Genomic DNA, 24,715 nt, shown 5'->3' with positions numbered 1-24,715 from the left:
GCAGGGAGGAAAAAAGATATGATTATGATCATCGGCGGAGCATATCAGGGAAAGCTTGCATATGCAAAGGAATTGTATCCGGAGATCTCATGGGCGGATGGTCGGGAATGTACAGATGCACAGGCGGTACAATGTGAAGGAATCCATCATTTTCATAAATGGATCGAACGAAAGATGCGTAGAGGAGAAGATGTCAGTCATCTGGCAGAGATGTTGATGACACAGAATCCGGATGTGGTCATTGTAACGGATGAGATCGGATATGGAATTGTTCCGGCGGATCCGTTTGAAAGAGAGTATCGTGAGATGACGGGAAGAATATGTACAGAGCTTGCAGCATATGCAAAACGTGTGGATCGTGTGATCTGCGGGATCGGAAAGGAAATAAAGGGCGTATGAGGATCTGCCTGATCCGCCATTCGATGACGGAGGGAAACAAAAAGAAACGCTATATCGGCCGGACGGATGAAGCACTGTGTCCGGAAGGGGTGGAGCTGCTTTGGAAGAATATGCGAAGAAGGTCAGGACTGAAAGATACCTTATGTGGATATCCTGATGTTCAGGCAGTGTTTGTAAGTCCGATGAAGCGATGTGTCCAGACTGCGGAAATCCTCTATCCGGGAATGAAGTACACGGTAGTAGAGAAGCTTAGAGAGTGTGATTTCGGAATTTTTGAGAATCGAAATTATCAGGAACTGTCCGACTGTCCGGCATATCAGGAATGGATCGACAGTGGCGGGACGTTACCATTTCCGGAGGGAGAGAGCAGGGAAGAGTATGTGCGTCGGACGCTGGAAGGCTTTCGGCAGGTGCTTAAGCTGTGCAGGGAAAGAGACATTCTGCATGCGGCACTGGTGGTGCATGGCGGCACGATCATGAGTATCATGGAGAGGTATGCACGCCTGGAGGATGGGTGTCCTGCGGGCAGTTATTATGATTATCAGGTGGGAAACGGAGAAGGATATGAGCTTGGGATTACAGAGAGTGATATGGATGACAATTGCAGTGGCAGCAGGATTTGTTCTGGATCTGATTCTGGGGGATCCCAGATGGCTGTATCATCCGGTGAGGATGATCGGACATCTGATTACCGGTACGGAAAAAATTATCAGAAGCTGTTTCCCGAAGAATAAGACCGGAGAACGGATTGCAGGAGGAGTTCTGGCTCTGATCGTTCTTTCTGTCAGTACGGCGGTGCCGGCGCTGATCCTCTGCATTGCATATGCATATGCCTGGCAGCTGGGGCTTGTGATAGAGAGTTTTATGTGTTATCAGATTCTTGCAACAAGATCTCTGAGAGATGAGAGTGATAAAGTCTATCTGGCACTGAAAGAAAAGGGAATCGATGAAGCGAGAAAAGCAGTGTCTATGATCGTTGGAAGAGATACCCGGAATCTGACAGAAGAAGGAGTAACAAAGGCTGCTGTAGAAACGGTAGCAGAGAACACCTCTGACGGAGTGATCGCGCCACTGTTCTATCTTGCAATCGGAGGAGCGGTACTGGGATTGGCCTATAAGGCGGTAAATACCATGGATTCCATGATCGGATATAAGAATGACAGATATCGTTACTTTGGAACAGCAGCGGCCAGACTGGACGATATTGTGAATTATATCCCTGCCAGGGTGTCAGCGATGCTGATGATCCTGGCGGCAGCATGTGTGCATATGGACTGGAAAAATGCAATCCGTATCTGGCGCAGGGACCGTCATAATCATAAAAGCCCGAACGCTGCCCAGACGGAAGCAGTGATGGCGGGTGCACTGGATGTGGAGCTTGCGGGAAATGCATGGTATTTTGGAGAACTGTATGAGAAACCGACGATCGGAGATCCGATCCGCAGAATTGAGATCCGGGATATCAGGAAGTCGCATGTGCTTCTTTTTGGAACAGCGGTTCTGGCATTGGTTTTATTTGTGGGAATCAAGAGTGTCTGCCTGCTGGCAGTATATTGACTATTATCTGAAATATAAGTAAGATAGATGAATAGATGAGAAAACATTCAGATATACCTGATAAGGAGAGTTGGACAGGTGGAAAAAAAGAACAGACAGGTGCATGGCGGTGATATCTACCGGAATCCGCATGTGACAGACTTTTCGGTGAACAGTAATCCGCTCGGGGTACCGGAAAGCGCACTTCGGGCTGTGCAGAACAATGCAGAAAATATCGTCCGTTACCCGGATATGTGGTGCAGTAAACTTCGAGAAGCCATTGGCGGTTTTGAGCATACAGATATGGATCATATACTTTGCGGCAATGGGGCTGCAGAGCTTTTTTTTGCAGCGGTACTGGCGATCAGACCAAAACGGGCGCTGGTGACGGCACCGGCATTTTCTGAATATGAACGGGCACTTCGGGTGGTGAACGCGGAAGTCGATTACTGCATACTGAAAAGGGAAGATGCATTTCAGGTGAAAGATGAGATTCTTAAGATGATCACTCCACAGACGGACATGGTGTTTTTGTGCAATCCAAATAATCCGACCGGACAGGTGACAGAAAAAAATCTGATTCTGAAAGTTTTAAAAAAGTGCAGAGAATGCGGTGCCATACTTTTACTGGACGAGTGTTTTCTGGATTTTCTGGAGACTCCGGAAGTGTATGAAAGTAAAGAATATCTGGAACAGTATCCGGAGTTATTGATCGTCAAAGCGTTTACTAAGATATTCTGTATGCCGGGGATCCGTCTGGGATATGCGATCAGTGCGAACCATCAGCTGCTGCATTCGATGGCAGAGATGCTCCAACCCTGGAATGTCTCTGTTCTGGCACAGGTGGCAGGAACGGCAGTGCTTCAGGATTGTGAACAGTACATAGAACAGACAAGAAAATATGTAGGGGCTCAGAAGTCATGGATGATACGGGAATTGAGGAAGATGGGGTATGAGGTCTATGGATCCCGCGCAAACTATATCTTTTTTTCCGGAAGGCCGGGATTGTATGAGGCGGCTCTGGACGCAGGATTTCTGATCCGGGACTGTCAGAATTATGAGGGACTGGATTCAGGGTACTATCGGATCGCAGTGCGAACACAGGAAGAAAATGAAAGGTTGATCGTATGGCTAAAAAAATTATGATACAGGGCACGATGTCCAATGCAGGAAAAAGCCTGATCTGTGCGGGGTTATGCAGGATCTTCAGGCAGGATGGATACAAAGTGGCGCCTTTTAAGTCGCAGAATATGGCACTGAATTCATTTATCACAGAAGATGGACTTGAGATGGGAAGAGCGCAGGTCGTACAGGCAGAGGCCGCGGGAATCCCACCAAAGGTCCAGATGAATCCGATCCTCCTGAAACCGACCAACGATGTGGGATCACAGGTCATTGTAAACGGAGAGGTCCTTGGAAATATGAGCGCAAGGGAGTATTTTGCCTATAAAAAGCAATTGATCCCGGATATTCTGAAGGCATTTCATCAGCTGGAAGAAGAATACGATATCATTGTCATAGAAGGGGCGGGCAGTCCGGCGGAGATCAATCTGAAGCAGGATGACATCGTAAATATGGGGCTTGCCAGAATGGTACATGCTCCGGTGCTGCTGGTCGGTGATATTGACCGGGGCGGAGTGTTCGCACAACTCCTGGGGACTCTGATGCTTCTGGAAAAAGAGGAAAAAGAGCTGGTCAGGGGACTGATCATCAATAAATTCAGAGGAGACAAGACGATTCTGGATCCGGGAATTGACATGCTGGAGCAAAAAGGCGGAATTCCGGTGGTAGGAGTTACACCCTACATGCAGATAGAAATTGAAGATGAGGACAGTCTGACGGAACGGTTTGAAGGACGCCGGAAAAGAAATGTGCAGGATATGTCTGCCGGAAGTATAGATATTGCAGTGATACGTACACCCAGAATATCAAACTTTACAGATTTTATGCTGCTGGAAAACCTGAGTGGAGTATCGCTTCGATATGTGAAGCAGTGCAGTGAACTCGGACATCCGGACATGATTATTCTTCCGGGGACCAAGAATACGATGGAAGATCTACGCTGGATGCGCCAGAACGGACTGGAAGCTGCGATACAAAAAGCAGCGTCGGGAGGAACGGCTGTCTGGGGCATCTGTGGGGGCTATCAGATGCTTGGAGAAAAGTTGTCAGATCCGGATGGCGTGGAATCCGGAGGCTGTATGAGAGGAATGGGACTTCTTCCGGTGGAGACAATCTTTGGAAGAGAGAAAACCAGAACCAGGGTTGTTGGGACATTCCGGCATCCGGATGGAATCTTTCAGGGACTGAAAGATATGGAATTTGAAGGGTATGAAATTCATATGGGGGAAACCGGACTGAAGGGGCTCCTGCCGATGAATGAGATATATGATACCGTGCAGAAGAATAAAGAACCTGAAGTCATCGGAAAAGATTTGGGATATATACGAAATCAGGACGGAGCTTCCAGAGGAAATGTCTGTGGAACCTATGTACATGGAATCTTCGACCGGGAGGAGATCGTAACAGAGATTGTCCGTGCACTTGCTGGGGAAAAAGGAATTGATGTTCATGAATGTGGAACTATAGATTTGAAAAAGTTTAAAGAGTCACAATATAATTTACTGGCTGACACGTTAAGAAATCACCTTGATATGGAACGGATCTATCAGATTCTGGAAGAGGAGGAAGATGGATATGAAGATTGAGATTGAAAATGTATTGCCTGCGGAGATTGAAAAAAGAAGCTTTGAGATTATTACGGAAGAGCTGAAGCAGATGGAAATCTGTATTCCGGAAGAGCATGCCGCAATCGTAAAGCGCTGTATTCACACCAGCGCAGATTTTGAGTATGCAAAAAATCTGATGTTTTCGGAAGGTGCAGTGGAAAAAGCGCTGGAAGCGATTCGAAACGGAGCATCCATTATTACGGATACGCAGATGGGAAAAGCAGGAATTAATAAAAAGAAGCTTGCAAGATATGGCGGTCAGGTGTACTGCTTTATGTCAGATGAAGATGTCGCACTGACTGCAAAAGAGAATGGAACGACCAGAGCGGTCGCAAGCATGGAAAAAGCCTGTGCACTGGATGAAAAACTGATTTTTGCCATAGGAAACGCTCCGACGGCATTGATTCATCTGTATGAGATGATCAGGGGAGGAAGAATCCGACCGGAGCTTGTGATTGGTGTCCCGGTAGGTTTTGTTAATGTGGTACAATCCAAGGAACTGATATTGTCGCAGGAAGAAGTGCCATATATTGTAGCAAGGGGCAGAAAGGGAGGAAGCAATATCGCTGCCTGCATCTGCAATGCATTGCTTTATATGCTTCCATGACAGAAGCCGTGATATGGGCTGTCGGGAAACCGGTAGTCTTAAATAAATTAAAATAAGAATCGCCCACGGGAAATCTCGTATTTCAAAGCACGGAATTCCGTGGGTGATTCTTATTTCTTAGTGAAAGGATTAAAAATCACATCTATTCTGATGTATGTTTTTTAATAAATTCTTTCATTGCCTGAAAACTTTCATCACTGATCTGGTGTTCCATCTCACATGCATCATTCACAGCAGTCTCAGGGGATACTCCCAGAGAAATCAGCCAGTCGGATAACACAGTATGACGTTCATAGACACTTGAGGCAATCTGCTTTCCTTTTTCGGTTAATGTGATGAAACCGGCAGAACTTACTTCGATACATTCATTTTCTCGAAGGTGCTTCATAGCAACACTGACACTGGGTTTTGAAAAATTCAGTTCAGTTGCAATATCTACAGAACGTACAACGGGAAGCTTTTTACTCAATAATAATATGGTTTCCAGATAATCTTCTGAAGATCGGTTATTACGCATCTTTTTCTCCTCTTTTCTGGAGTTGTTTTCTACAGTTATATCGATTATAGCAGTAACTTTTCGGTGGGTCAAGTGCAAAGAAAATGTCCCGGACATACAATCGTATTGAAGAGATCGATTCTCATATTGAAAAAAAATATCAATTACAGTTATTGACATATAATAATGGTAAGCATATACTAACCAATGTAATAAATGAGATTGTTTATTGAAAAACGAAAGCAGGTGGACTATGATGCCTTTGACTATGGCCGAAAGTGGCCGAATGATTCAAATCAGAAAAATTGGCGGAAAGGATGAAACCAGACGTTTTTTAGAAAGCCTGGGGTTTGTGATGGGCGGGTTCGTCACTGTCGTATCAGAAATCAATGGAAATCTGATTGTAAAGGTGAAAGATTCACGTGTGGCAATCAGTAAGGAAATGGCGAATAAAATCATGGTATAAGGAGGAAGGTGTACAGATGGCAACATTAAAGGATGCAAAATGCGGAGAGACAGTGAAAGTTGTAAAGCTCCATGGAGAGGGTGCGGTAAAACGCAGAATTATGGATATGGGTATTACCAAAAACACGGAGGTCTATGTTAGAAAAGTAGCACCTCTTGGGGATCCGGTGGAAGTAACAGTCAGAGGATATGAATTATCTCTCAGAAAAGCGGATGCAGAAATGATAGAAGTACAATAACTGATTATTTTTTTAGATATAAGTTAGTAAAAACTAATAAAAGTTAAATACAAGCAATAAAACTTATAAAAAAACAAATAGATATGATATAAGGAAGAGAGGCAGAATATGAAAGTAAAAATTGCACTTGCGGGTAATCCGAACAGTGGAAAGACAACATTGTTTAATGCACTGACCGGTTCCAATCAATTCGTGGGAAACTGGCCTGGTGTAACAGTGGAGAAAAAAGAAGGAAAAATCAAAGGATATACAGCGAAAGGGGAAGAAGCAATTCTGGTGGATCTTCCGGGAATCTATTCTCTGTCTCCTTATACGCTGGAGGAAGTAGTATCCAGAAACTTTCTGATTGGAGAAAAACCAGACGCAATTATCAATATTATTGATGGAACCAATTTGGAGAGAAATCTGTATCTCACAACACAGCTTACCGAACTTGGAATTCCGGTCATCATTGCAGTAAATATGATGGATCTGGTGAGAAAGAATGGAGAAGTGCTGAATATTGAACGCCTTGGAAAGGATACCGGCTGTAAAGTTGTAGAGATCTCTGCATTAAAGGGAGAAGGTATTGATCAGCTTGCACAGCGTGCCGTAACGATTGCTAAGAGTGGAAAGAGCAGCCAGCCGGCACACAACTTTGACGGATGCGTAGAACATGCAATTGCGCACATCGAAGAAGCGATTACAGGACGTGTAGAATCGAGTATGGAACGCTGGTATGCCGTAAAGCTTTTTGAACGGGATGAGAAGGTTCAGGAGAGTCTGAAACTTGAAAAATCCCTGCTGGATCATATCGAAGAAGATATTGTAAGCTGTGAAAAAGAGATGGATGATGATGCGGAAAGTATCATTACCGGAGAACGTTATAATTACATAGGAAGTATCATTGAAGACTGCTATAAAAAACGTGTAAAGAATCAGATGTCTTTATCAGATAAGATCGACAGAGTGGTAACCAATCGTTTCCTTGCACTGCCAATCTTTGCAGTCGTAATGTTTATCGTATATTATGTGTCTGTTTCTACAGTCGGAAGCATCCTGACTGACTGGACAAATGATACGCTATTTGGTGAGTGGATCATTCCGGGTGCACAGAGTGCGCTGGAATCTATCGGCTGTGCCCCATGGCTTACCGGACTTCTGGTAGATGGTATCATCAGTGGTGTTGGTGCAGTACTTGGATTTGTTCCGCAGATGCTGGTATTATTCCTTTTTCTGGCATTTCTGGAAGGCTGTGGATATATGGCACGTATCGCTTTTATCATGGATCGTATCTTCCGCAAATTCGGACTGTCCGGTAAGTCGTTTATCCCGATGTTGATCGGTACCGGATGTGGTGTTCCGGGTGTTATGGCTTCCAGAACGATTGAAAATGACAGAGACCGCAAGATGACGATCATGACGACTACATTTATTCCATGTGGTGCAAAGCTTCCGATCATTGCTCTGATCGCAGGTGCGTTATTTGACGGAGCTGCATGGGTTGCTCCGAGTGCATATTTTGTAGGTATTGCGGCAATTATATGCTCAGGTATCATTTTAAAGAAGACCAGGATGTTCGCAGGAGATCCGGCACCGTTCGTTATGGAGCTTCCGGCATACCATCTGCCGACAGTCGGTAATGTGTTGAGAAGTACATGGGAGCGTGGATGGTCTTTCATTAAGAAGGCCGGAACCATCATTCTTCTGTCTACGATCTTTGTATGGTTTGCACAGGGATTCGGATTCGAAGGCGGACACTTCGGTATGGTTGAGGATATGGAAAACAGTATACTTGCAGCAATCGGTTCTGCAATCGCCTGGATCTTCACTCCGCTTGGATGGGGAGACTGGAAGGCAGCAGTGGCAGCTATTACCGGGTTAGTTGCAAAAGAAAATGTGGTAGGAACGTTCGGAATTCTGTATGGATTTGGAGAAGTTGCCGAGGATGGCGCCGAGATCTGGGGATCCCTTGCAGGTGCATTTACTCAGGTGGCAGCGTATTCTTTTCTGGTATTCAATCTCTTATGCGCACCTTGTTTTGCAGCGATGGGAGCAATTAAGCGTGAGATGAACAATGCAAAATGGTTCTGGTTTGCAATCGGATACCAGACACTGCTTGCATATGTGGTATCTCTGTGTGTATATCAGATTGGTACACTGCTTGCGACCGGAACATTCGGTATCGGAACTGTGGTTGCATTTATCATGATCATTGGTTTCCTGTATCTGTTGTTCCGTCCATATAAGGAAAGTCAGAATCTGACAGTTCCCAAAAGTATTACAGGAAAAGTCAGAGCTTAATCAGCAGCAATTGAAAAAACAGGAGGTGCAGGTTTTATGGGAACAGTAGTAGTATTACTTGTGCTGGTGGGAGTCGTAGGAATGGCCGTACGCAGCATGATAAAAGATAAAAAAGCCGGAAAATCTCTGCAGTGCGGATGTGACTGTAAACACTGCAGCGGACATTGCCATTAGAAGCCGGAGAGTAAACGATGAACAAGGATTGCCAAAGTTCCGTTACGGAAGAAAAAGATACAGAATTTCAGACCTGTGATTCTCAGGTGCCGGAAAAAGAATCCATCATAGAACAGCTTCGTGCCAATGGATTCCGGATTACCAGACAGCGGAAGCTTCTGATCGATATTATTCTGGAAGAACCTTGTACCTGCTGTAAGGAAGTATATTATCTGGCAGTGAAGAAGGATCCGGGAATCGGAAATGCGACGGTATATCGCACAGTTGATGCACTGGAACAGATCGGTGCACTGAAAAGGAAAACTGCTTATCAGCTGTGTGGACAGAAACAGGCTGCGTGCAGAAAATGTCTGATCAGACTGGAAGATGATACGACTGTAGAGCTGGATTATCATTCCATGGGAAAAGTAATCGAAAAAGGACTGAAGCAGTGTGGCTTTTCAAAGGGAAAGCGGGTAAAGGACGTTACACTGGTGCAGTCGGAAGAATAATAATTGATAGAATTGAATCATAAAGGACTGTTGTGATATACGGAGTATGAGTTTTCTGATATCTGCAATTTTCACAAGAACGCCTCGACGCTAAATCGCTTACCTCGGCTTTTCTTGTGAAAATTGCATGATTTCGGATCTCATACCGGTGTAAGATAACAGTCCTTTTTGATTGCAATTGCAGGATATACAAGAATGCTCCTTTTTGTGTAAACGGTGTGGTCAATCCACAGGAATTTTGGTAAAATACAAGTAATGATTTACTTTCGTTGAAAAAGAGAGTGAGTATGGGACAGAAAGGCGGTTCATGTGCATGAATAAACAACAATTGGCCTCCAGAATCTGGGAATCGGCAAATAAAATGCGTTCAAAAATTGAAGCGAATGAATATAAGGATTATATTCTGGGATTTATATTTTATAAATTCCTTTCAGATAAAGAAGTGGAATTCTTAAAGAAAAATGATTGGGAAGAAGAAGATTTTGTTGAATTAGTAGAAGAGGATATAGAAACGGTTAATCAGTGCAAAAAAAATCTTGGTTATTTTATTGCATATGATCATTTGTTTTCTACCTGGCTCAGCATGGGAAAAAATTTTGATGTGTCTAATGTTACAGATGCGTTGTCTGCATTTGAACGATTAATCAATGAATCCCACAGAAAAGTATTCGATGGCGTATTTGATACCCTGCAGACTGGACTATCCAAACTTGGAGAGACCAGTAATGCAAGGACAAAAGCAATCAGTGATCTGATTCAGCTGATTAAAGATATCCCCATGGATGAGAAACAGGGCTATGATGTGCTGGGGTTTATATATGAGTATTTGATTTCTAATTTTGCCGCAAATGCAGGAAAGAAGGCAGGAGAATTTTATACACCGCATGAGGTATCACTACTCATATCAGAGATTGTTGCAAATCATCTGAAGGACAGAGATCATATTGCAATTTATGATCCGACATCAGGATCCGGTTCTCTCCTGATCAATATCGGACACAGTGCGTCCAAATATATGAATCGGGACAGTATTCAGTATTACGCACAGGAGCTAAAGGAAAACACATATAACCTTACCAGAATGAATCTGATTATGCGAGGTATTAATCCTTCTAATCTATTTACGCGAAATGCAGATACTCTGGAGGATGACTGGCCTATCGATATTGGTAGTTATCCGCCGGTACTTCGTGTAGATGCGGTAGTATCGAATCCACCATATTCACAGCAGTGGACTCCGGATGGAAAAGAGTCTGATCCAAGGTATTGTGAGTATGGTCTGGCACCAAAGGGCAAGGCTGATTATGCCTTTCTTTTACACGATCTGTATCATCTGAAGCCAGATGGAATTATGGCAATTGTATTACCGCATGGTGTACTGTTCCGAGGTGGGGAGGAAGAAAAAATCAGAACAAATCTGATTGAGAAAAACCACATAGATGCAATTATTGGGCTTCCGGCGAATATTTTCTTTGGAACGGGTATCCCAACGATTATTATGGTGTTAAAGCAGAAGCGGGAGCAAAGTGATGTACTGATCATTGATGCATCCAAGGGATTTGTAAAGAGTGGGAAAAACAATATACTTCGGGCTTCAGATATCAAAAGAATTGTAGATACTTACACAGAGAGAAAAACGATTGATAAGTATGCAAAACTCGTCAGCCGTGATGAAATTCGTGCCAATGGATATAATCTGAATATTCCTCGTTATGTCGATTCTTCGGAAAAAGCAGAATCCTGGGATCTTTATGCAAGTATGGTGGGGGGAATCCCGAATTCAGAGATTGACGATCTTGCGATATACTGGCAGGCTTTTCCCAAATTAAAAGATCAGCTGTTTGTCAGTAACGATGCTTTTTATTCTGAACTTAGAAGTAAAGATATCAGCCATGTTATAGAAAACAGCGAGGATGTAAAAGGATTCATCGAGAGGTACGAAAAACGCTTTGAAGACTTTGAAGAATATATAAAAGAACGATTGATTCGTCAGATGGAAGAGGTGCAGCCGGTAAAAGAGGAAATAGAGATTGGCAACAATATATTTGCAAGACTGGCAGATATTCCATTAGTAGATAAATATCACGCATATCAGGTGTTGGATGATGAATGGATAAAGATATCGATTGACTTTGATATCATTGGCACAGAGGGGAAAGCTGCAGTGAAAGTAGTAGAACCGAATCTGATTATGAAAAAAGATAAAGAAGTACAGGATGGATGGAAAGGAAGAATTCTTCCATTTGATTTGGTTCAGAGAGTATTTCTTTCTGACCAGTTGGCAGAGATAAAAGAAAAAGAAAGACGGATTGAAGAGATTATTTCTGAGTATGAAGAAATGATAGAGGAGATGGCAGAAGAAGACAAAGAAAGCGAAATATTAAATGAGGCTCAGGATGCCTTTCATGCAAAAGGTGTAACTGCAAGATTAAAAGAATTGAAGCATCCGGAGACAGAAGACGAGAAGAAATTAAAAGAAATACTTGAACAATATACGAAGTTGAGCAAAGAAGAAAAAGAAACAAAAAAAGAAATAAAAGACCTGACAGCTGCACTGCATATAAAGACAAAAGAAACGATAGAATCTCTTACTGATATACAGGCAGAAGAACTTCTTGTAGAAAAATGGATCCGGCCTTTACAAGAGGAATTAATGGACATTCCTAAGCAAGTAATTGGAGAATTGATCAAGCAGGTACAGACACTCGGTGATAAGTATGAAACTACACTTATTGGTATAGAAAAAGAAATAAAAGAAGCGGAAAAATCATTGGTATCGATGCTGGACGAATTATGTGGAAATGAATCTGATATGAAGGGGATAGCCAGCCTCAAAGCACTGCTTGGAGGTGAATAATATGGAGGAAAACAGAAAAAAACCACAAATAAGATTTGCCGGATACACGGATGATTGGGAACAGCGTAAGTTGGGGGAAGTAGGCTCTGTGTCTATGTGCCGTCGTATTTTCAAGGAACAGACTTCCGAAAGTGGAGATATTCCTTTCTATAAAATTGGGACTTTTGGTGGACAAGCTGACGCTTATATTTCAAGCGAGTTATTTGCTGAATATAGGTCAAAGTATCCTTATCCAAAAGAGGGTGATATTCTAATATCTGCTTCTGGTAGTATCGGTAGAACTGTTGAATTTACAGGCAAAAATGAGTATTTTCAAGATTCCAATATCGTATGGTTAAGCCACGATGATAGACTTGATAATTCATTTTTGAAATGCTTTTATTCTGTCGTAAAATGGGCAGGGATTGAAGGTAGCACCATTAAAAGACTTTATAACGACAACATTTTGAATACAGTTATTAGTATGCCGTCAGTTGATGAGCAGAGGAGAATTGGGACATTTTTTAAGGAGTTAGACAACCTTATCACCCTTCATCAGCGTAAGTATAACAAGTTGGTTGATGTGAAAAAATCTATGTTGGAAAAAATGTTTCCTAAAAACGGTGAAAAAAAACCAGAGATTAGGTTTGGCGGATTTACTGATGATTGGGAACAGCGTAAGTTAGGAGAAGTAGCAACATATAGGCGTGGTTCGTTCCCTCAACCATACGGAAAAAGTGAATGGTACGATGGCGATGGAGCAATGCCATTTGTTCAAGTAGCTGATGTATCAGATGAAATGAATTTAGTTGAAGATACCAAACAGAAAATCAGTATATTAGCTCAACCTATGAGTGTTTTTGTTGAGAAAAATTCGGTGTTAGTTACTTTACAAGGAAGTATCGGGCGTGTTGCGATCACGCAATACGGGGCTTTTGTAGATAGAACAGTCCTAATCTTTGAAAAATATAAGGTTGAAATTGATAAGACCTTCTGGGCATATATAATTAAGCAAAAGTTTATAGATGAAGCTCGGAAAGCACCGGGAGGAACAATTAAAACTATAACCAAAGAAGCTTTATCTGATTTTGATTTATCTATTCCAAACTATCAGGAACAGAAACAAATCGGAGAATATTTCCGCCACCTCGACAACCTTATCACCCTTCATCAGCGAGAGGTGGAAAAATTAAAAAATATTAAAAAATCAATGTTAGCGAAGATGTTTCTATAAATAAGTAAAGCATAAGATGTGAAAAGGGGATTGATTTGAGTGAAATTGTTGACACTATATCATGGAAGTAGGGAAATTGTAGAGTTTCCGGAAATACGAAAAACTAAATATACCAAAGATTTCTCTTGGGGATTTTATTGTACAAACAGTTATAAGCAGGCATGTAGATGGGCTGAACGACGAAACGAAAATGGAATTGTAAATATATATTCTTATCAGGAGAATCAGAATTTAAATATTAAGAAATTTAATGAAATGAGTGATGAATGGTTAGATTTTATTGCAGAGTGTCGGTCAGGAAAGATCCATTCATATGATATAGTGGAGGGACCAATGGCAGATGATACAATTTGGAATTTTGTGAATGATTATCTTGCTGGAAATATTAGCAGGAAAGTGTTTTGGGAATATGCTAAATTTCAGCATCCAACACATCAAATCAGTTTTCATACAATAAAGGCATTGGATTGTCTTCGGTATGAGAGGAGTGAATGTATTAATGAATGAAAAAAGAAATGATGATATATATTATGTGTGTACGATGATAGAGTATGTGGCACGAGTGACAAAAAATCATAGAAAAGATATTGTTGCACGAATTTCAAAAAAAGATATGGAACATGAATTGAAGGTAGCTGAGGTAAATCATTGCCTAAGTTTTGAACAGGTTTCTGATGAGTGGATTGAACAATACGGAATCCTAGAGGGGAATTTTGATACAGTTACTACTTGCAAGTATAATGTACCATCTGTCACATCCATTGGAAGGGTGTATCAGCAACTTGTTTTGGCAACAGCGGAGAAGGATGAAGAAGCACAGGCAATTATAGACGTGTTCGCTTCCTTTATTAGTGATGAAATATCATATTTTAATTCCAATGTATACTATAGCAATCCTGATTATTTGCGATGTTCTTATCAAGAAGGAGCTTTGTTGGCATAGATAGAATTAATAGATAGCATAGTATGTAAAAATGTGTACGGTTATATAAATGCTAATCCTTGGGAACAGCGTAAGGTTCGAGAAGTCGCAGACAGATATGACAATCTTCGCATTCCTGTGGCTGCAAATCTTCGTATTCCCGGTTCGACTCCTTATTATGGAGCAAACGGAATACAAGATTATGTTGACGGTTATACTCACGAAGGCGAATTTATTCTTGTTGCCGAGGACGGGGCGAATGACCTCAAAAATTATCCAGTAAAGTGTGTAAAAGGGCGTATTTGGGTGAATAACCACGCCCATGTGCTGCAAGGCAAGAATGAAATTGCAGACAACAAGTTTCTTGCATTTGCCATCAGTCAAGCAGATATTGAGTCATTACTGGTTGGTGGTAGTCGTGCCAAGCTGAATGCAGAAACACTTATGGAAATTGATTTACTTTTACCTGAAAAACAGGAACAGGTGTCAATAGGCAACTATTTGACCAACCTCGACCACCTTATCACCCTTCATCAGCGTAAGGCTAAAATGCTTCAATTTATTAAGAAAATAATGATTGAAAAGATGTTTGTACCAAAGTAAAAAGCTAAGTATATGTCTGGTAACGCAAAGGCTGTATGTTGTATGGATAGAAACTGCAATACAATTAATATACATATAGAATTTAGAATTGAATGGAAGTGAAGAAATGAGTTATGACAGTGAGGCCAGATTTGAAGCCGATTTGATTCGGACGCTCGTCGAAGAAAAAGGCTGGAAGGATGGCGTTTTACGATACAAAGATGAAAAAGACCTGATACAGAACTGGGCAAATATTATATATGAGAATAACAGATCTGTTGACCGTCTGGGAGATTATCCGATTACCCAGGGGGAGATGCAGCAGATTTTGGAACAGATGAAGGCGTTAAAAACACCATTGAAATTGAATGGATTTATCAATGGCGGTCATGTGCAGATCATCAGAGATAATGAACAGGATGTTCATAATTTTGGAAAGATGATTTCACTGAAAATTTTTGACAGAAATGAAATTGCTGCCGGAAGAACAAGATATCAGATTGCTGAGCAGCCGATATTTCATGCAAGGAACGAAGTTTATCCGAAGCGAAGAGGAGATTTTTGTCTGTTGATTAATGGAATGCCATTGATTCATGTAGAACTCAAAAAAAGTGGAGTACCTCTTTCTGATGCGCAGTATCAGATTGTGAAGTATCTGCAGGAAGGTGTGTTTTCCGGATTGTTTTCTTTAGTACAGATCTTTGTGGCGATGAATCCGGAAGAATGTGTATATTTTGCAAATCCCGGGCGTGCAGAATTTTATAATAAAAAGTTTTGTTTTCACTGGGCAGATCAGTATAATAACCCAATCAATGACTGGAATACGATAGCGGAAAGATTGTTGTCCATTCCTATGGCACATGAATTAATTGGGTTTTATACCGTTGCGGATCAGACGGATAACACACTGAAAGTAATGAGAAGTTATCAGTATTATGCAGTCAGCAAGATATCAAGAAGAGTCAGTGAAATGAAGTGGGATGACCAGAATATCTACGGTGGTTATGTGTGGCATACAACCGGATCAGGAAAGACCATGACAAGTTTTAAGGCTGCGCAGATGATTGACAACTCAAAGGACGCAGATAAAGTTGTATTTCTTATGGATCGAATTGAACTGGGGACGCAATCTCTGAGAGAATATCGGGGATTTGCAGATGAAACTGATGAGGTGCAGTCTACTGAAAATACGGAAATTCTTGTGGGAAAATTAAAGAGTGATTCTGCAAAAGATACCTTGATTGTTACATCTATTCAGAAAATGAGTCGGATAAAGCCGGACGAAAGCATCAATATCGCAGACATTCAAAAAATAAATCAAAAAAGAATTGTATTTATTGTGGATGAATGTCACCGAAGTGTATTTGGGGACATGCTGGCAACGATTAAACATACATTTCCCAGAGCAATTTTTATTGGATTTTCTGGAACTCCAATTCTTGAGATTAATAAGAAGAAAGATACAACTACTGCAGATGTGTTTGGGGATGAACTGAAGGGAACGAGATATACCATTGCAGACGGAATGAGGGACGGAAATGTGCTTGGGTTTGATACTATTCCTCAGCCGACATATAAAGATTATGATTTGAGAACGGCAATTGCACTGGAAAAAGCAAAAGTTGATGATGTGACAGAGATATTTGGAAATGCAAGAAAAGAAGCCATCTATTACCATTGGATGAATGAAGTTCCTATGGGTGCTGATCTGGACGAAGAAGGGAATGAGTTAGAAAGTATTGAGGGGCAGTTGACGGATGCACAGTATGACAGGGATGAACATAGAACGGCGGTTGTAGATGATATTCTTCAAAACTGGATTCCGCAGAGTCATAACGGTAAGTTTCATGCGATGCTGGCAACAAGCAGTATTCCGGAAGCTATCAAGTATTATCATGAAATTAAATCAAGAAATTCCGGGCTTAAGATTACTGCTGTGTTTGATCCTCATGACGGCAATAACCAGAAATCTTTCGATAAGATAGAAGGAATAGCAGAAATATTAATTGATTATGAGAATACTTTTGGTGTGAAGTATAATATACCCGGTTATGCGGCATTTAAAAGAGATGTGTGTGCCAGACTGGCGCACAAAGACGCATATGTGGCAATCGAAAATGAACCGGAAAAGTGTCTGGATCTTCTGATTGTTGTGGATCAGATGCTTACCGGCTATGATTCAAAGTGGTTAAATACCTTATACATGGATAAGTTCTATAAATGGACGAACATTGAGATGATTATCCAGGCCTTTTCCAGAACGAATCGTGTTTTTACAGATGATAAATCACATGGAATTATCCGTTATTACAGAAGACCTTACACCATGAAAAACATTGTGGAATATGCGTTTGAACAGTATTCCGGCAATAAGCCATACGGCATCTTTGTCCCGAAATTAAAAGAAAATCTGGAAGCAATGAACAAATGTTACGAGGAGATACATAGACTGTTTGAAGTGGCAGGCATATCTGACTTTTCCAGGCTTCCGGATGATGTGACTGAGAAGCGGAAGTTCGCCAGGTTATTCCGGGAGATAAACCAGCATTTGGAACCGGCGAAGGTACAGGGCTTCATATGGAAAGAACTGACTTATGAATTCGATACCGTCGATGGAGAAAAGGAAAGTTATTCGCTTAAATTTGATGAACATACTTTTGATTCTTTATTGCAGCGGTATAAAGAATTAAGCCGCGGAAGAGATGCGGGGGACAGCGTTGATGAAGCATATGATATCGATCCTTATCTGATGTCATTATCTACTGAAAAAATTGATTCTGATTATATGGACAGCCGATTTAAAAAGTATGTTAAGCTGCTAAATGATCATGCAGACGAAGAAACGATTAACCATATGTTAAATGAACTTCATCGATCTTTTTCCAGCCTTTCCCAGGAAGAACAAAAATTTGCCAATCTTCTTCTGAAAGACATACAGAACCATGATTTGGTAGTCAGTGATGAAAAAAATGTGAGAGAATACATCGTTGAATATCAGACGAGGGCGAAAAGCGATCAGATCAGTACCTTTGCAGAGCGCCTGGGAATCTATGAACAGAAACTGAGACAGATTATGGAAAAACATGTTACGGAAGAGGACATTAATGCATTTGGCCAATATGATGAATTGATTCAAAACATAGATATTGAGACAGCAAAGCGATATTTTGATGAAAAAGAAAATACAGATATACCAAAGCGGAAAGTTCGGGCAAAATTAGATCACCTGCTGCGAACATTCATATTAGAGGGTGGATTTGATATTTAACAGTAGGAAGGCGTTATCAAAGAGATAGCGCCTTTTGTGGTGAATCAATCATAACCTTAATCCCTTGTTGGCAGCACAGTGAAGAAAGAGTAATTGTCAGTCCACTATATGTTGTTTTTGGGGTTGATGAATCTGTAGATAAAAGGTATTTATTACATTACCTGAAAAGTGACATTGCCCATATGCTAATCAAAAACTATGCTTCTGGAAGTGTGCGTGATAATTTGAAATTATCAACGCTGATGGAGTTCCCTTTTAATTTTCGATCACTGGAGGAACAGAAGGAAATAGCGAATGTTTTAGATAAAATAGATTATCTTATAGGAGTTCAGAAGCAAAGAATGGATTATTTTGACAGGCTTGTGAAATCCCGATTGAACCAAATCGCTGCGCGATGGCCTACCAAGGCTGTTGCGCAGTTTTTTCTAAAAAAGCAGTGACAGGAATGTCCCAAGATAGTATTGTTTAAGTGCGACCAAAAACATACTTCAAAAACGGGCTTATCCCGACCACTGCCTATGAAAATAATACTATCTATCCGCTTGTTTTACAAGCATTTTTATGATGCTAATGCACCTCCATGTAAGCAGTGTTTTTACTACTGATTTTTTATGGAGGTTTTTTATGTACGAAAAATATTTTGAACAACTGAAAGAAGAATGTCTGATTCGCAACCGTTCTTTTCGAACTGCAGAAGCTTATATATCAAATATCGCTTCTTTTATGAAATGGACTGGTAATAAACCTATGGAAGAACTCTGCCTACAGGATGCCAGAGAGTTTATTCTTTTCAAAAGAAAAAGTGGTGTCTCTGCAACCACATGCAACTTTTACAATTCTTCCATTGCATTTCTATTTAAACATGTGCTTCATATACCTTGGGATCAGGATGTTGTTCCTAGAATGCGAATTGATGCACGACTTCCGGAAGTCCTGTCACTTGATGAAGTTGAGACTCTGATTGCTACTGCTTCACACATCCGAAACAAAGCGATCATTGCACTGCTTTATTCATCAGGACTTAGAGTTGGCGAACTTGTAAAACTTAGGGCTGAAGATATATACATGAGCAGGATGCAGGTTTATATTCCCAAAAGTAAGAATCATCGTGACCGTTGGACAATACTCTCAAACCGGGCACTTGAACTCTTAAAGGAGTATTGGAGAAGTTATCCTGTTAAACGAGACTATCTGTTTGTTTCTTTGGACGAACCTCATGAACCACTAAAAGTAAGTGGTGTCGAGATTATGCTTCGAGTGGTTGGAAAAGATGCGGGACTAAGTGTGCATCCACACACCCTCCGCCATTCCTTTGCCAGTCACATGATTGAGCAAGGTGTTCCCATTAATTATGTCCAATCTATGCTTGGGCATCGTTGTCTGGAGTCGACACAGGTTTATATCCATATTTCCAATAAAACAGTAATGGGAATCAAAAGTCCATTAGATCATCCTCAAAAGAAAAAACGTGGTCGTAAACCCAAGAAAAAGGATGGGGATTCTAATGAGTAATGAAATCACCATTCGGGATATTTTTCATCAATTCCTTCCGGAGTACAGCGAAACACATCTTTTTTCAACAGAACAGCATATGGCAACGCTATGTATCTCTAAATGTAGAACTGCCGAAATGGGAGCAAATATCAGTGAATGTGAATCTTGTCACAAGCGGTATATTCATTATAATTCCTGCAAAAACAGAAACTGTCCGATGTGTCAGGCTATGGAAGTCGATGAATGGATTGATAAACAACAGGAAAATGTACTTGATGTTCCATACTTTCATACCGTATTTACACTCCCGGAAGAACTGTATCCTTTAGTGTATTCGAATCAGAAGCTTTTATATGATGCGCTGTATCATGCAGCACATCTGACTATGACAGAACTGTCTTCTGATCCAAAACATCTTGGAGCAAGAATCGGGTACATTTGTGTCCTTCACACTTGGGGTTCAAGAATGAATTATCATCCGCATCTTCATACCATAGTTCTTGGCGGTGGTCTGGATTCTATCAATCATTGGAGAGATAAAGGAAAAAAATTTTTCTTTCCAGTAAAAGTGATGTCAGCTGTATTTAAGAAACATTATCTAAAAGAACTCAAACTGCTTCGTGAGTCAAGAAAACTGCAATACTCTGGGACATCACAAAAACTTCAAAATCATTATACCTTCAAGGAACTATTAGATACGCTTTATGCAAAAGAATGGATTGTATATACCAAAGAAGCCTTTAATGGAGCTAATTCGGTGATTAAATATCTGGGCAGATACACACATCGGATTGCCATCAGCAATCGCCGGATTATCAGTATGACATCCGAAACAGTCACTTATCTTGCTAAAGACTACAAAAATGGTGGAAAAATGATTCCTTATACTGTGAAAGGGACAGAATTCCTGCGCATGTTTCTTATGCATGTGCTCCCTAAAGGTTTTGTTCGTATCCGGCACTACGGTATTCTTTCTTGCAGAAGCAAAAAAGAAAAGATGGATTTATGCAGAAAACTTTTAAACAGTATGCGATATTTCTCAAAGTTAAAAAATAAGACAGTTGCCGAAAAGCTTCTGATTTTATATCAAAAAGATATCTGCAAATGTGAAGCATGTGGTGGAAAACTCTCATCCTACAGACTCCATGGTTCCTATTCCCTTACGGGGTAGAAAATACAATTAAATATGATTGGAAAGCCTTCTGACCAGGAAGGTCTATTTGTCGTGTCATCAATCCACAAAAGTGTCAGTAAGAGAATTTACAGATTTTCAAAATCGATTATTTTTGATAAAATCAGGGAAGAGAAAACAGATTGAAATTCCATAGCGTCTTGGCTAACCGGACGCGATTTGGTTCAATTGGTAAAAATCGGTGTGCAGTCCAGAGGAATGGGCAGATACATGAAAAGTGTAGTCTGCTTTTTCCTCTGCCCTGACGCCGATTGTTCACGAAATAATTTGTCGAATTGTTTGGGGATCCATTAAAGAATGAAAAATGCCTACCAACGGTTTCAGGCGAGGCATTATTCAAACTGTCAAATGGCAAAACATTGCCAAACAACAAGAGGTTTGATACGGGCGTTCCCGCTTATGGTGGCAATGGAATTTCATGGTACACAGATGAAGTTCTTTGCGATTATGACACTATCATTGTTGGACGTGTAGGTTTTCAGAGCGGCAACGTTCATTTGGTCAAAGCCCCACTTTGGGTGACTGATAATGCGATGTATATTAGCAACATAAATAGCCAAGAGTGTGATATCCGATATCTATGTGCCTTGATGGAGCATATTGATTTCACACGATATCAAGATGCGGGAGATTTGAAAAAGATTACCCAAAAGCCATTTATGCAAATGCACTATTTAATACCGCCGCTACCACTGCAAAAACAATACATTACCTTTGTCGAACAGACCGACAAATCAAAATTGGCAGTACAGCAGGGGCTTCAAGAACTGGAAACTTTGAAAAAATCTCTTATGCAGGAATATTTTGGCTAAAAATAAGTGGGGTAGGATGTTGGTATAGTATGAATTTTGGAGGTATACCAACATGAAAGAACAAATTATTTCAGAAATTATTCGTCAGATGCTGCCATATTTAGACAATGCACAGTTGGAACATCTTTTAGAAACATTACAGCATTGTTTATGGTCAGTTGAAGTTATTGAAAAACCAGAAGGTGCAGTGCAACGGAATACAGAAACAAACGAAGAACTTTTAACAATGTTTCTTTCCGCAAAGCGTGTGGAGGGCTGTAGTGAAAAAACTCTGCGCTATTATGAAACTTCATTGCAAAAGATGTTTTCCCAAGTGGATAGTCATGTGACACACATGACTACGGATGCTTTACGTAATTATTTATCAGAGTACCAGCAGAAATCTCAGTGCAGCAAGAGTAATATAGATAATATTCGTCGCATTTTGTCCAGCTTTTTCGCTTGGCTTGAAGATGAGAATTATATTATGAAAAGTCCGGTATTGACAATATCACACCTTTATTTCGTACGACTTGCAGATATGCTCCATTGAGGTTATCGCTAGATAGTATCTGCTCCATTAGATTACTTGTGTCCATGCGTTCTTTCCTTTCCGTCTCGCTTGATTTGACCACCTTTATCCCAATTGGATACGCCAGATGTTGTCATTTCTGCAATTCGAGACATACTCAAACTTATTGATTGTTCACCCCTTCGCTCCATTTCCATTACAGAAACTTCTTCACTACTATGGGCTCGGCTGACTTCTCACAGTTCGTTGTTACTAGGCTAATGGAACCTCTGTGAGATCTCCACGCTTAAGGTGCACGCTCTTTCTCTCCATATATCCGCCGCATCTACTCTGCTACTACAAATGTGGTAGTTATTAGACTTCGTTGCTTTGTGCCAACTTATCTCTCGCAGCCTAGCCTTATATGCGATTTCTGTCCGTCGGACCAGAGATTTGCTTACAGCTTCCTTCAGATTCCACCTCACGATGGACACCCTTGCTGTTCGGCTATACATTTCCCACTACCCGGGCATGTTCGGGACTTGCACCCGCTAGAGCGCGCCCATGGCGCGCAAACACAAAAAAAGAAAGCCAGCGACTGTTTTTCACATTGACGCTGGCATTCTTTTTACTTTTCAATCTCTATTCCAAGCTCCGAACCGTCCAGAAGGTGGAAGGTAATAACGCCTTCCGGCTCCACTGTACAATATTCCAGCGTCTTGCTGACCAAGGAAAGCTGCAATTCATTCTGCGGCGTGGTGTCCGCAGCCAGCTCCATGAATTGCCTTGCCCGCAAAGCCGCCAGCGCATTATCTCCATGAGCCTGTTCCTCCCATATCGGAAGGAAATCCTCTCGGTTCTCCAAGACGGCGTTCCAAGCCATCAAAAACGCCCGATGCAGATCTTTTTCATACAAAGTCTTGCTGGTCATCCGACTTTGAGATATAATAAAAAAAACAGTGATGATTGCTAGAATGTGTCAAGAATTCTATCGCATGACGATACAAAAGTAGAAAAGATAAGAGAATGGGAAAACTCTACACGGTAAAATGTGGCGAGACATTTCACATTTACGCAACAGAGCGATATCGACTTTGCGATGGAGAGCCGTTTCCCTCAGTTATCATTGTTCCATCATCGTGGTTAAATCAAAGCCGCAGGAGCAGACCATACATAATTTCTGTACTCGATGTGGTACAAAGCTCACCCCGGGCAATAAATTCTGCTGCGAATGTGGGAAATCCGTTTTATAAAAAGTGTTTTGATAAAATGATAAGGAGGACGTAAAAAATGAGTAGCTTGACCGAACGATACAATCAGGCACAGATTAATATGCGTGAGCATAAGAAAAAGGATGATCATTACACTGACGTATTCAACAAAACTCCGTATTTGGTTGAATCGTTAAAATATGGAAGCTCTGATTTCACAATAGCGTTAAACAAAAAAGCTGAATATTATGAGAAGTCTTTGCCATTTCAGTTTTCAAACGAGTACGTTGATTTAGCAAAGAAGTTATTATTTGAGGAAGCGATTCCGCTGATTGGCGACGATAAGTGGCAAACACTCCAAATACCGACAATAGATGAAGTGGATAGATACGTTATTACTAATACTAAACATAAGATGGTCAGCAGACTCAATTGTTCAGGAAAGTTTCGCTGGGCAGACGGAAGCATACATCATACCGATTTTGAATGTGCAATTGGCAAACATTATGAGGTAAAAAGTGGTCTTTTCAGTTCCATAGTAAATGAGAAAAGGCAAAATAAGGCACGAGTGGAGTGCTTTGCCGAAGCACAGGAATTTTATCGTCTTGTTCAAGAAGCGGCATATGGTGTGCAAGAGCATATAACTTTATCTTTTTTTGACAACAGTTACCCCTTGACTTTATATAAAGACGGATCGGTGTTTACAGGAAATAAATATTATCTCGAACAAATATCTGTAGAAAAATTAGAAAGCCACCTTCTTACCGCATTGAATCATCTGATGTTGTATAAATAAAGTTGACACCTTATTCTCAAAGAATTCATGTATAATAAAGAGAATAAGGAGGAACTCTCAATGTCACGTACTCAACGAAAATACGACCACGAATATAAGGTCCAGGCTGTCAAACTTGCCAGAGAAATCGGCGGTGCTAAGGCAGCCAAAGAATTAGGTATTCCAGAAGGAACCATCCATACATGGCTGAAAGCAGTTAGAGCCGGCACATTGGATATTGGCGACGGTGTACATACTCCAGAAAGTGCAATGAGCCTCGCTGAGGAACTTGCTATGCTCCGCAAACGTGTTAAGGATCAGGATAAAGAAATCCGGCGTCTGAAAGAGGAAAATGAATTTCTCGAGGAAGCAAGTGCTTTTTTCGCAGCCAGCCGTCGGAAGTCAGCAAGAACCAAAGAATGATGTTCATTGCCATAAAGACAGAAGACGGCGCGATTAAGGGAAAACTCTCATTCTATT

General features: G+C 41.0%; 25 protein-coding genes. 23 read left to right on the top strand and 2 right to left on the bottom strand.

The features are described from left to right. Positions 1–18 precede the first annotated feature (18 nt). The 6 genes from ABE547_RS11415 to ABE547_RS11390 all read left to right on the top strand — a co-directional run bounded on the left by ABE547_RS11415 (position 19) and on the right by ABE547_RS11390 (position 5,271). A complete protein-coding gene (locus ABE547_RS11415; RefSeq protein ID WP_347378900.1) occupies positions 19–399 on the top strand; it encodes a bifunctional adenosylcobinamide kinase/adenosylcobinamide-phosphate guanylyltransferase in 381 nt (126 codons plus the stop codon). Continuing rightward, positions 396–1,133: a histidine phosphatase family protein gene (locus ABE547_RS11410; RefSeq protein ID WP_347378899.1), complete on the top strand. Its 738-nt coding sequence runs from the start codon at positions 396–398 to the stop codon at positions 1,131–1,133. The genes ABE547_RS11415 and ABE547_RS11410 overlap by 4 nt, the downstream gene beginning before the upstream one ends. Continuing rightward, on the top strand, positions 1,024–1,956 hold the full coding sequence (gene cbiB, locus ABE547_RS11405) for an adenosylcobinamide-phosphate synthase CbiB (protein WP_347378939.1): 933 nt from the start codon (positions 1,024–1,026) through the stop codon (positions 1,954–1,956). Before ABE547_RS11410 ends, cbiB begins: the two co-directional genes overlap by 110 nt. 78 nt (positions 1,957–2,034) lie before the next feature. Beyond that, positions 2,035–3,081, top strand: a complete 1,047-nt coding sequence (locus ABE547_RS11400; RefSeq protein ID WP_347378898.1) for a threonine-phosphate decarboxylase — start codon at positions 2,035–2,037, stop codon at positions 3,079–3,081. After that, positions 3,063–4,643 (top strand): cobyric acid synthase, encoded by a 1,581-nt coding sequence (locus ABE547_RS11395; protein WP_347378897.1) that lies wholly within the window; start codon positions 3,063–3,065, stop codon positions 4,641–4,643. The genes ABE547_RS11400 and ABE547_RS11395 overlap by 19 nt, the downstream gene beginning before the upstream one ends. After that, on the top strand, positions 4,633–5,271 hold the full coding sequence (locus ABE547_RS11390; protein WP_347378896.1) for a precorrin-8X methylmutase: 639 nt from the start codon (positions 4,633–4,635) through the stop codon (positions 5,269–5,271). Before ABE547_RS11395 ends, ABE547_RS11390 begins: the two co-directional genes overlap by 11 nt. A gap of 142 nt (positions 5,272–5,413) precedes the next feature. On the opposite strand, the gene ABE547_RS11385 is transcribed toward ABE547_RS11390, so the two are convergent. Further along, on the bottom strand, positions 5,414–5,788 hold the full coding sequence (locus ABE547_RS11385) for a metal-dependent transcriptional regulator (RefSeq protein WP_347378895.1): 375 nt from the start codon (positions 5,786–5,788) through the stop codon (positions 5,414–5,416). A 232-nt stretch (positions 5,789–6,020) separates the two neighbouring features. On the opposite strand from ABE547_RS11385, the gene ABE547_RS11380 reads away from it, so the two are divergent. The 15 genes from ABE547_RS11380 to ABE547_RS11310 all read left to right on the top strand — a co-directional run bounded on the left by ABE547_RS11380 (position 6,021) and on the right by ABE547_RS11310 (position 22,291). Further along, positions 6,021–6,233, top strand: coding sequence for a FeoA family protein (locus ABE547_RS11380; protein ID WP_347378894.1), 213 nt, complete (start codon positions 6,021–6,023; stop codon positions 6,231–6,233). Between the two features lie 16 nt (positions 6,234–6,249). Next, positions 6,250–6,471 carry a FeoA family protein gene (locus ABE547_RS11375; RefSeq protein WP_235248703.1) on the top strand — a complete coding sequence of 74 codons (222 nt, stop codon included), beginning with the start codon at positions 6,250–6,252 and terminating at the stop codon, positions 6,469–6,471. A 108-nt stretch (positions 6,472–6,579) separates the two neighbouring features. Further along, on the top strand, positions 6,580–8,754 hold the full coding sequence (gene feoB / locus ABE547_RS11370) for a ferrous iron transport protein B (RefSeq protein WP_347378893.1): 2,175 nt from the start codon (positions 6,580–6,582) through the stop codon (positions 8,752–8,754). Positions 8,755–8,790: 36 nt separating this feature from the next. Next, the gene (locus ABE547_RS11365; protein WP_347378892.1) at positions 8,791–8,928 is read left to right on the top strand and encodes a FeoB-associated Cys-rich membrane protein; all 138 of its coding nucleotides are present in this window, start codon (positions 8,791–8,793) and stop codon (positions 8,926–8,928) included. Between the two features lie 17 nt (positions 8,929–8,945). After that, complete coding sequence (locus ABE547_RS11360; RefSeq protein ID WP_347378891.1) at positions 8,946–9,419, top strand: transcriptional repressor; 474 nt, start codon at positions 8,946–8,948, stop codon at positions 9,417–9,419. A 313-nt stretch (positions 9,420–9,732) separates the two neighbouring features. After that, positions 9,733–12,276: a type I restriction-modification system subunit M gene (locus tag ABE547_RS11355; protein WP_347378890.1), complete on the top strand. Its 2,544-nt coding sequence runs from the start codon at positions 9,733–9,735 to the stop codon at positions 12,274–12,276. A 1-nt stretch (position 12,277) separates the two neighbouring features. Continuing rightward, the gene (locus tag ABE547_RS11350) at positions 12,278–13,489 is read left to right on the top strand and encodes a restriction endonuclease subunit S (protein WP_347378889.1); all 1,212 of its coding nucleotides are present in this window, start codon (positions 12,278–12,280) and stop codon (positions 13,487–13,489) included. Positions 13,490–13,537: 48 nt separating this feature from the next. Further along, positions 13,538–13,996, top strand: a complete 459-nt coding sequence (locus tag ABE547_RS11345) for a DUF3990 domain-containing protein (protein WP_347378938.1) — start codon at positions 13,538–13,540, stop codon at positions 13,994–13,996. Continuing rightward, positions 13,989–14,432, top strand: a complete 444-nt coding sequence (locus ABE547_RS11340; RefSeq protein ID WP_347378888.1) for a hypothetical protein — start codon at positions 13,989–13,991, stop codon at positions 14,430–14,432. The genes ABE547_RS11345 and ABE547_RS11340 overlap by 8 nt, the downstream gene beginning before the upstream one ends. Before the next feature lie 33 nt (positions 14,433–14,465). Further along, positions 14,466–15,014, top strand: coding sequence for a restriction endonuclease subunit S (locus ABE547_RS11335; protein ID WP_347378887.1), 549 nt, complete (start codon positions 14,466–14,468; stop codon positions 15,012–15,014). Between the two features lie 106 nt (positions 15,015–15,120). Then, positions 15,121–18,261 (top strand): HsdR family type I site-specific deoxyribonuclease, encoded by a 3,141-nt coding sequence (locus tag ABE547_RS11330; RefSeq protein WP_347378886.1) that lies wholly within the window; start codon positions 15,121–15,123, stop codon positions 18,259–18,261. 624 nt (positions 18,262–18,885) lie between these two features. Next, entirely contained in the window at positions 18,886–19,773 is an 888-nt protein-coding gene (locus tag ABE547_RS11325) for a tyrosine-type recombinase/integrase (RefSeq protein ID WP_347378885.1), read from the top strand. Beyond that, entirely contained in the window at positions 19,766–20,926 is a 1,161-nt protein-coding gene (locus tag ABE547_RS11320) for an IS91 family transposase (protein ID WP_347378884.1), read from the top strand. The genes ABE547_RS11325 and ABE547_RS11320 overlap by 8 nt, the downstream gene beginning before the upstream one ends. A 296-nt stretch (positions 20,927–21,222) precedes the next feature. Then, complete coding sequence (locus tag ABE547_RS11315) at positions 21,223–21,759, top strand: restriction endonuclease subunit S (RefSeq protein WP_347378883.1); 537 nt, start codon at positions 21,223–21,225, stop codon at positions 21,757–21,759. A 52-nt stretch (positions 21,760–21,811) separates the two neighbouring features. Continuing rightward, positions 21,812–22,291 (top strand): site-specific integrase, encoded by a 480-nt coding sequence (locus ABE547_RS11310; RefSeq protein WP_347378882.1) that lies wholly within the window; start codon positions 21,812–21,814, stop codon positions 22,289–22,291. Between the two features lie 586 nt (positions 22,292–22,877). Here the strand turns inward: ABE547_RS11310 and ABE547_RS11305 are convergent. After that, complete coding sequence (locus tag ABE547_RS11305) at positions 22,878–23,114, bottom strand: hypothetical protein (RefSeq protein ID WP_347378881.1); 237 nt, start codon at positions 23,112–23,114, stop codon at positions 22,878–22,880. A 425-nt stretch (positions 23,115–23,539) separates the two neighbouring features. Between ABE547_RS11305 and ABE547_RS11300 the strand changes: the two genes are divergently transcribed. Continuing rightward, on the top strand, positions 23,540–24,256 hold the full coding sequence (locus tag ABE547_RS11300; protein ID WP_347378880.1) for a hypothetical protein: 717 nt from the start codon (positions 23,540–23,542) through the stop codon (positions 24,254–24,256). Between the two features lie 60 nt (positions 24,257–24,316). Continuing rightward, entirely contained in the window at positions 24,317–24,658 is a 342-nt protein-coding gene (locus ABE547_RS11295; protein ID WP_347375517.1) for a transposase, read from the top strand. Positions 24,659–24,715: the final 57 nt, after the last annotated feature.

The organism is Dorea sp. YH-dor226 (genome assembly GCF_039832105.1).
Classification (GTDB): domain Bacteria; phylum Bacillota; class Clostridia; order Lachnospirales; family Lachnospiraceae; genus Dorea_A.
Note: the sequence above shows the minus strand (reverse complement) of the source record. Positions and strands in the feature narration are given on the sequence as shown.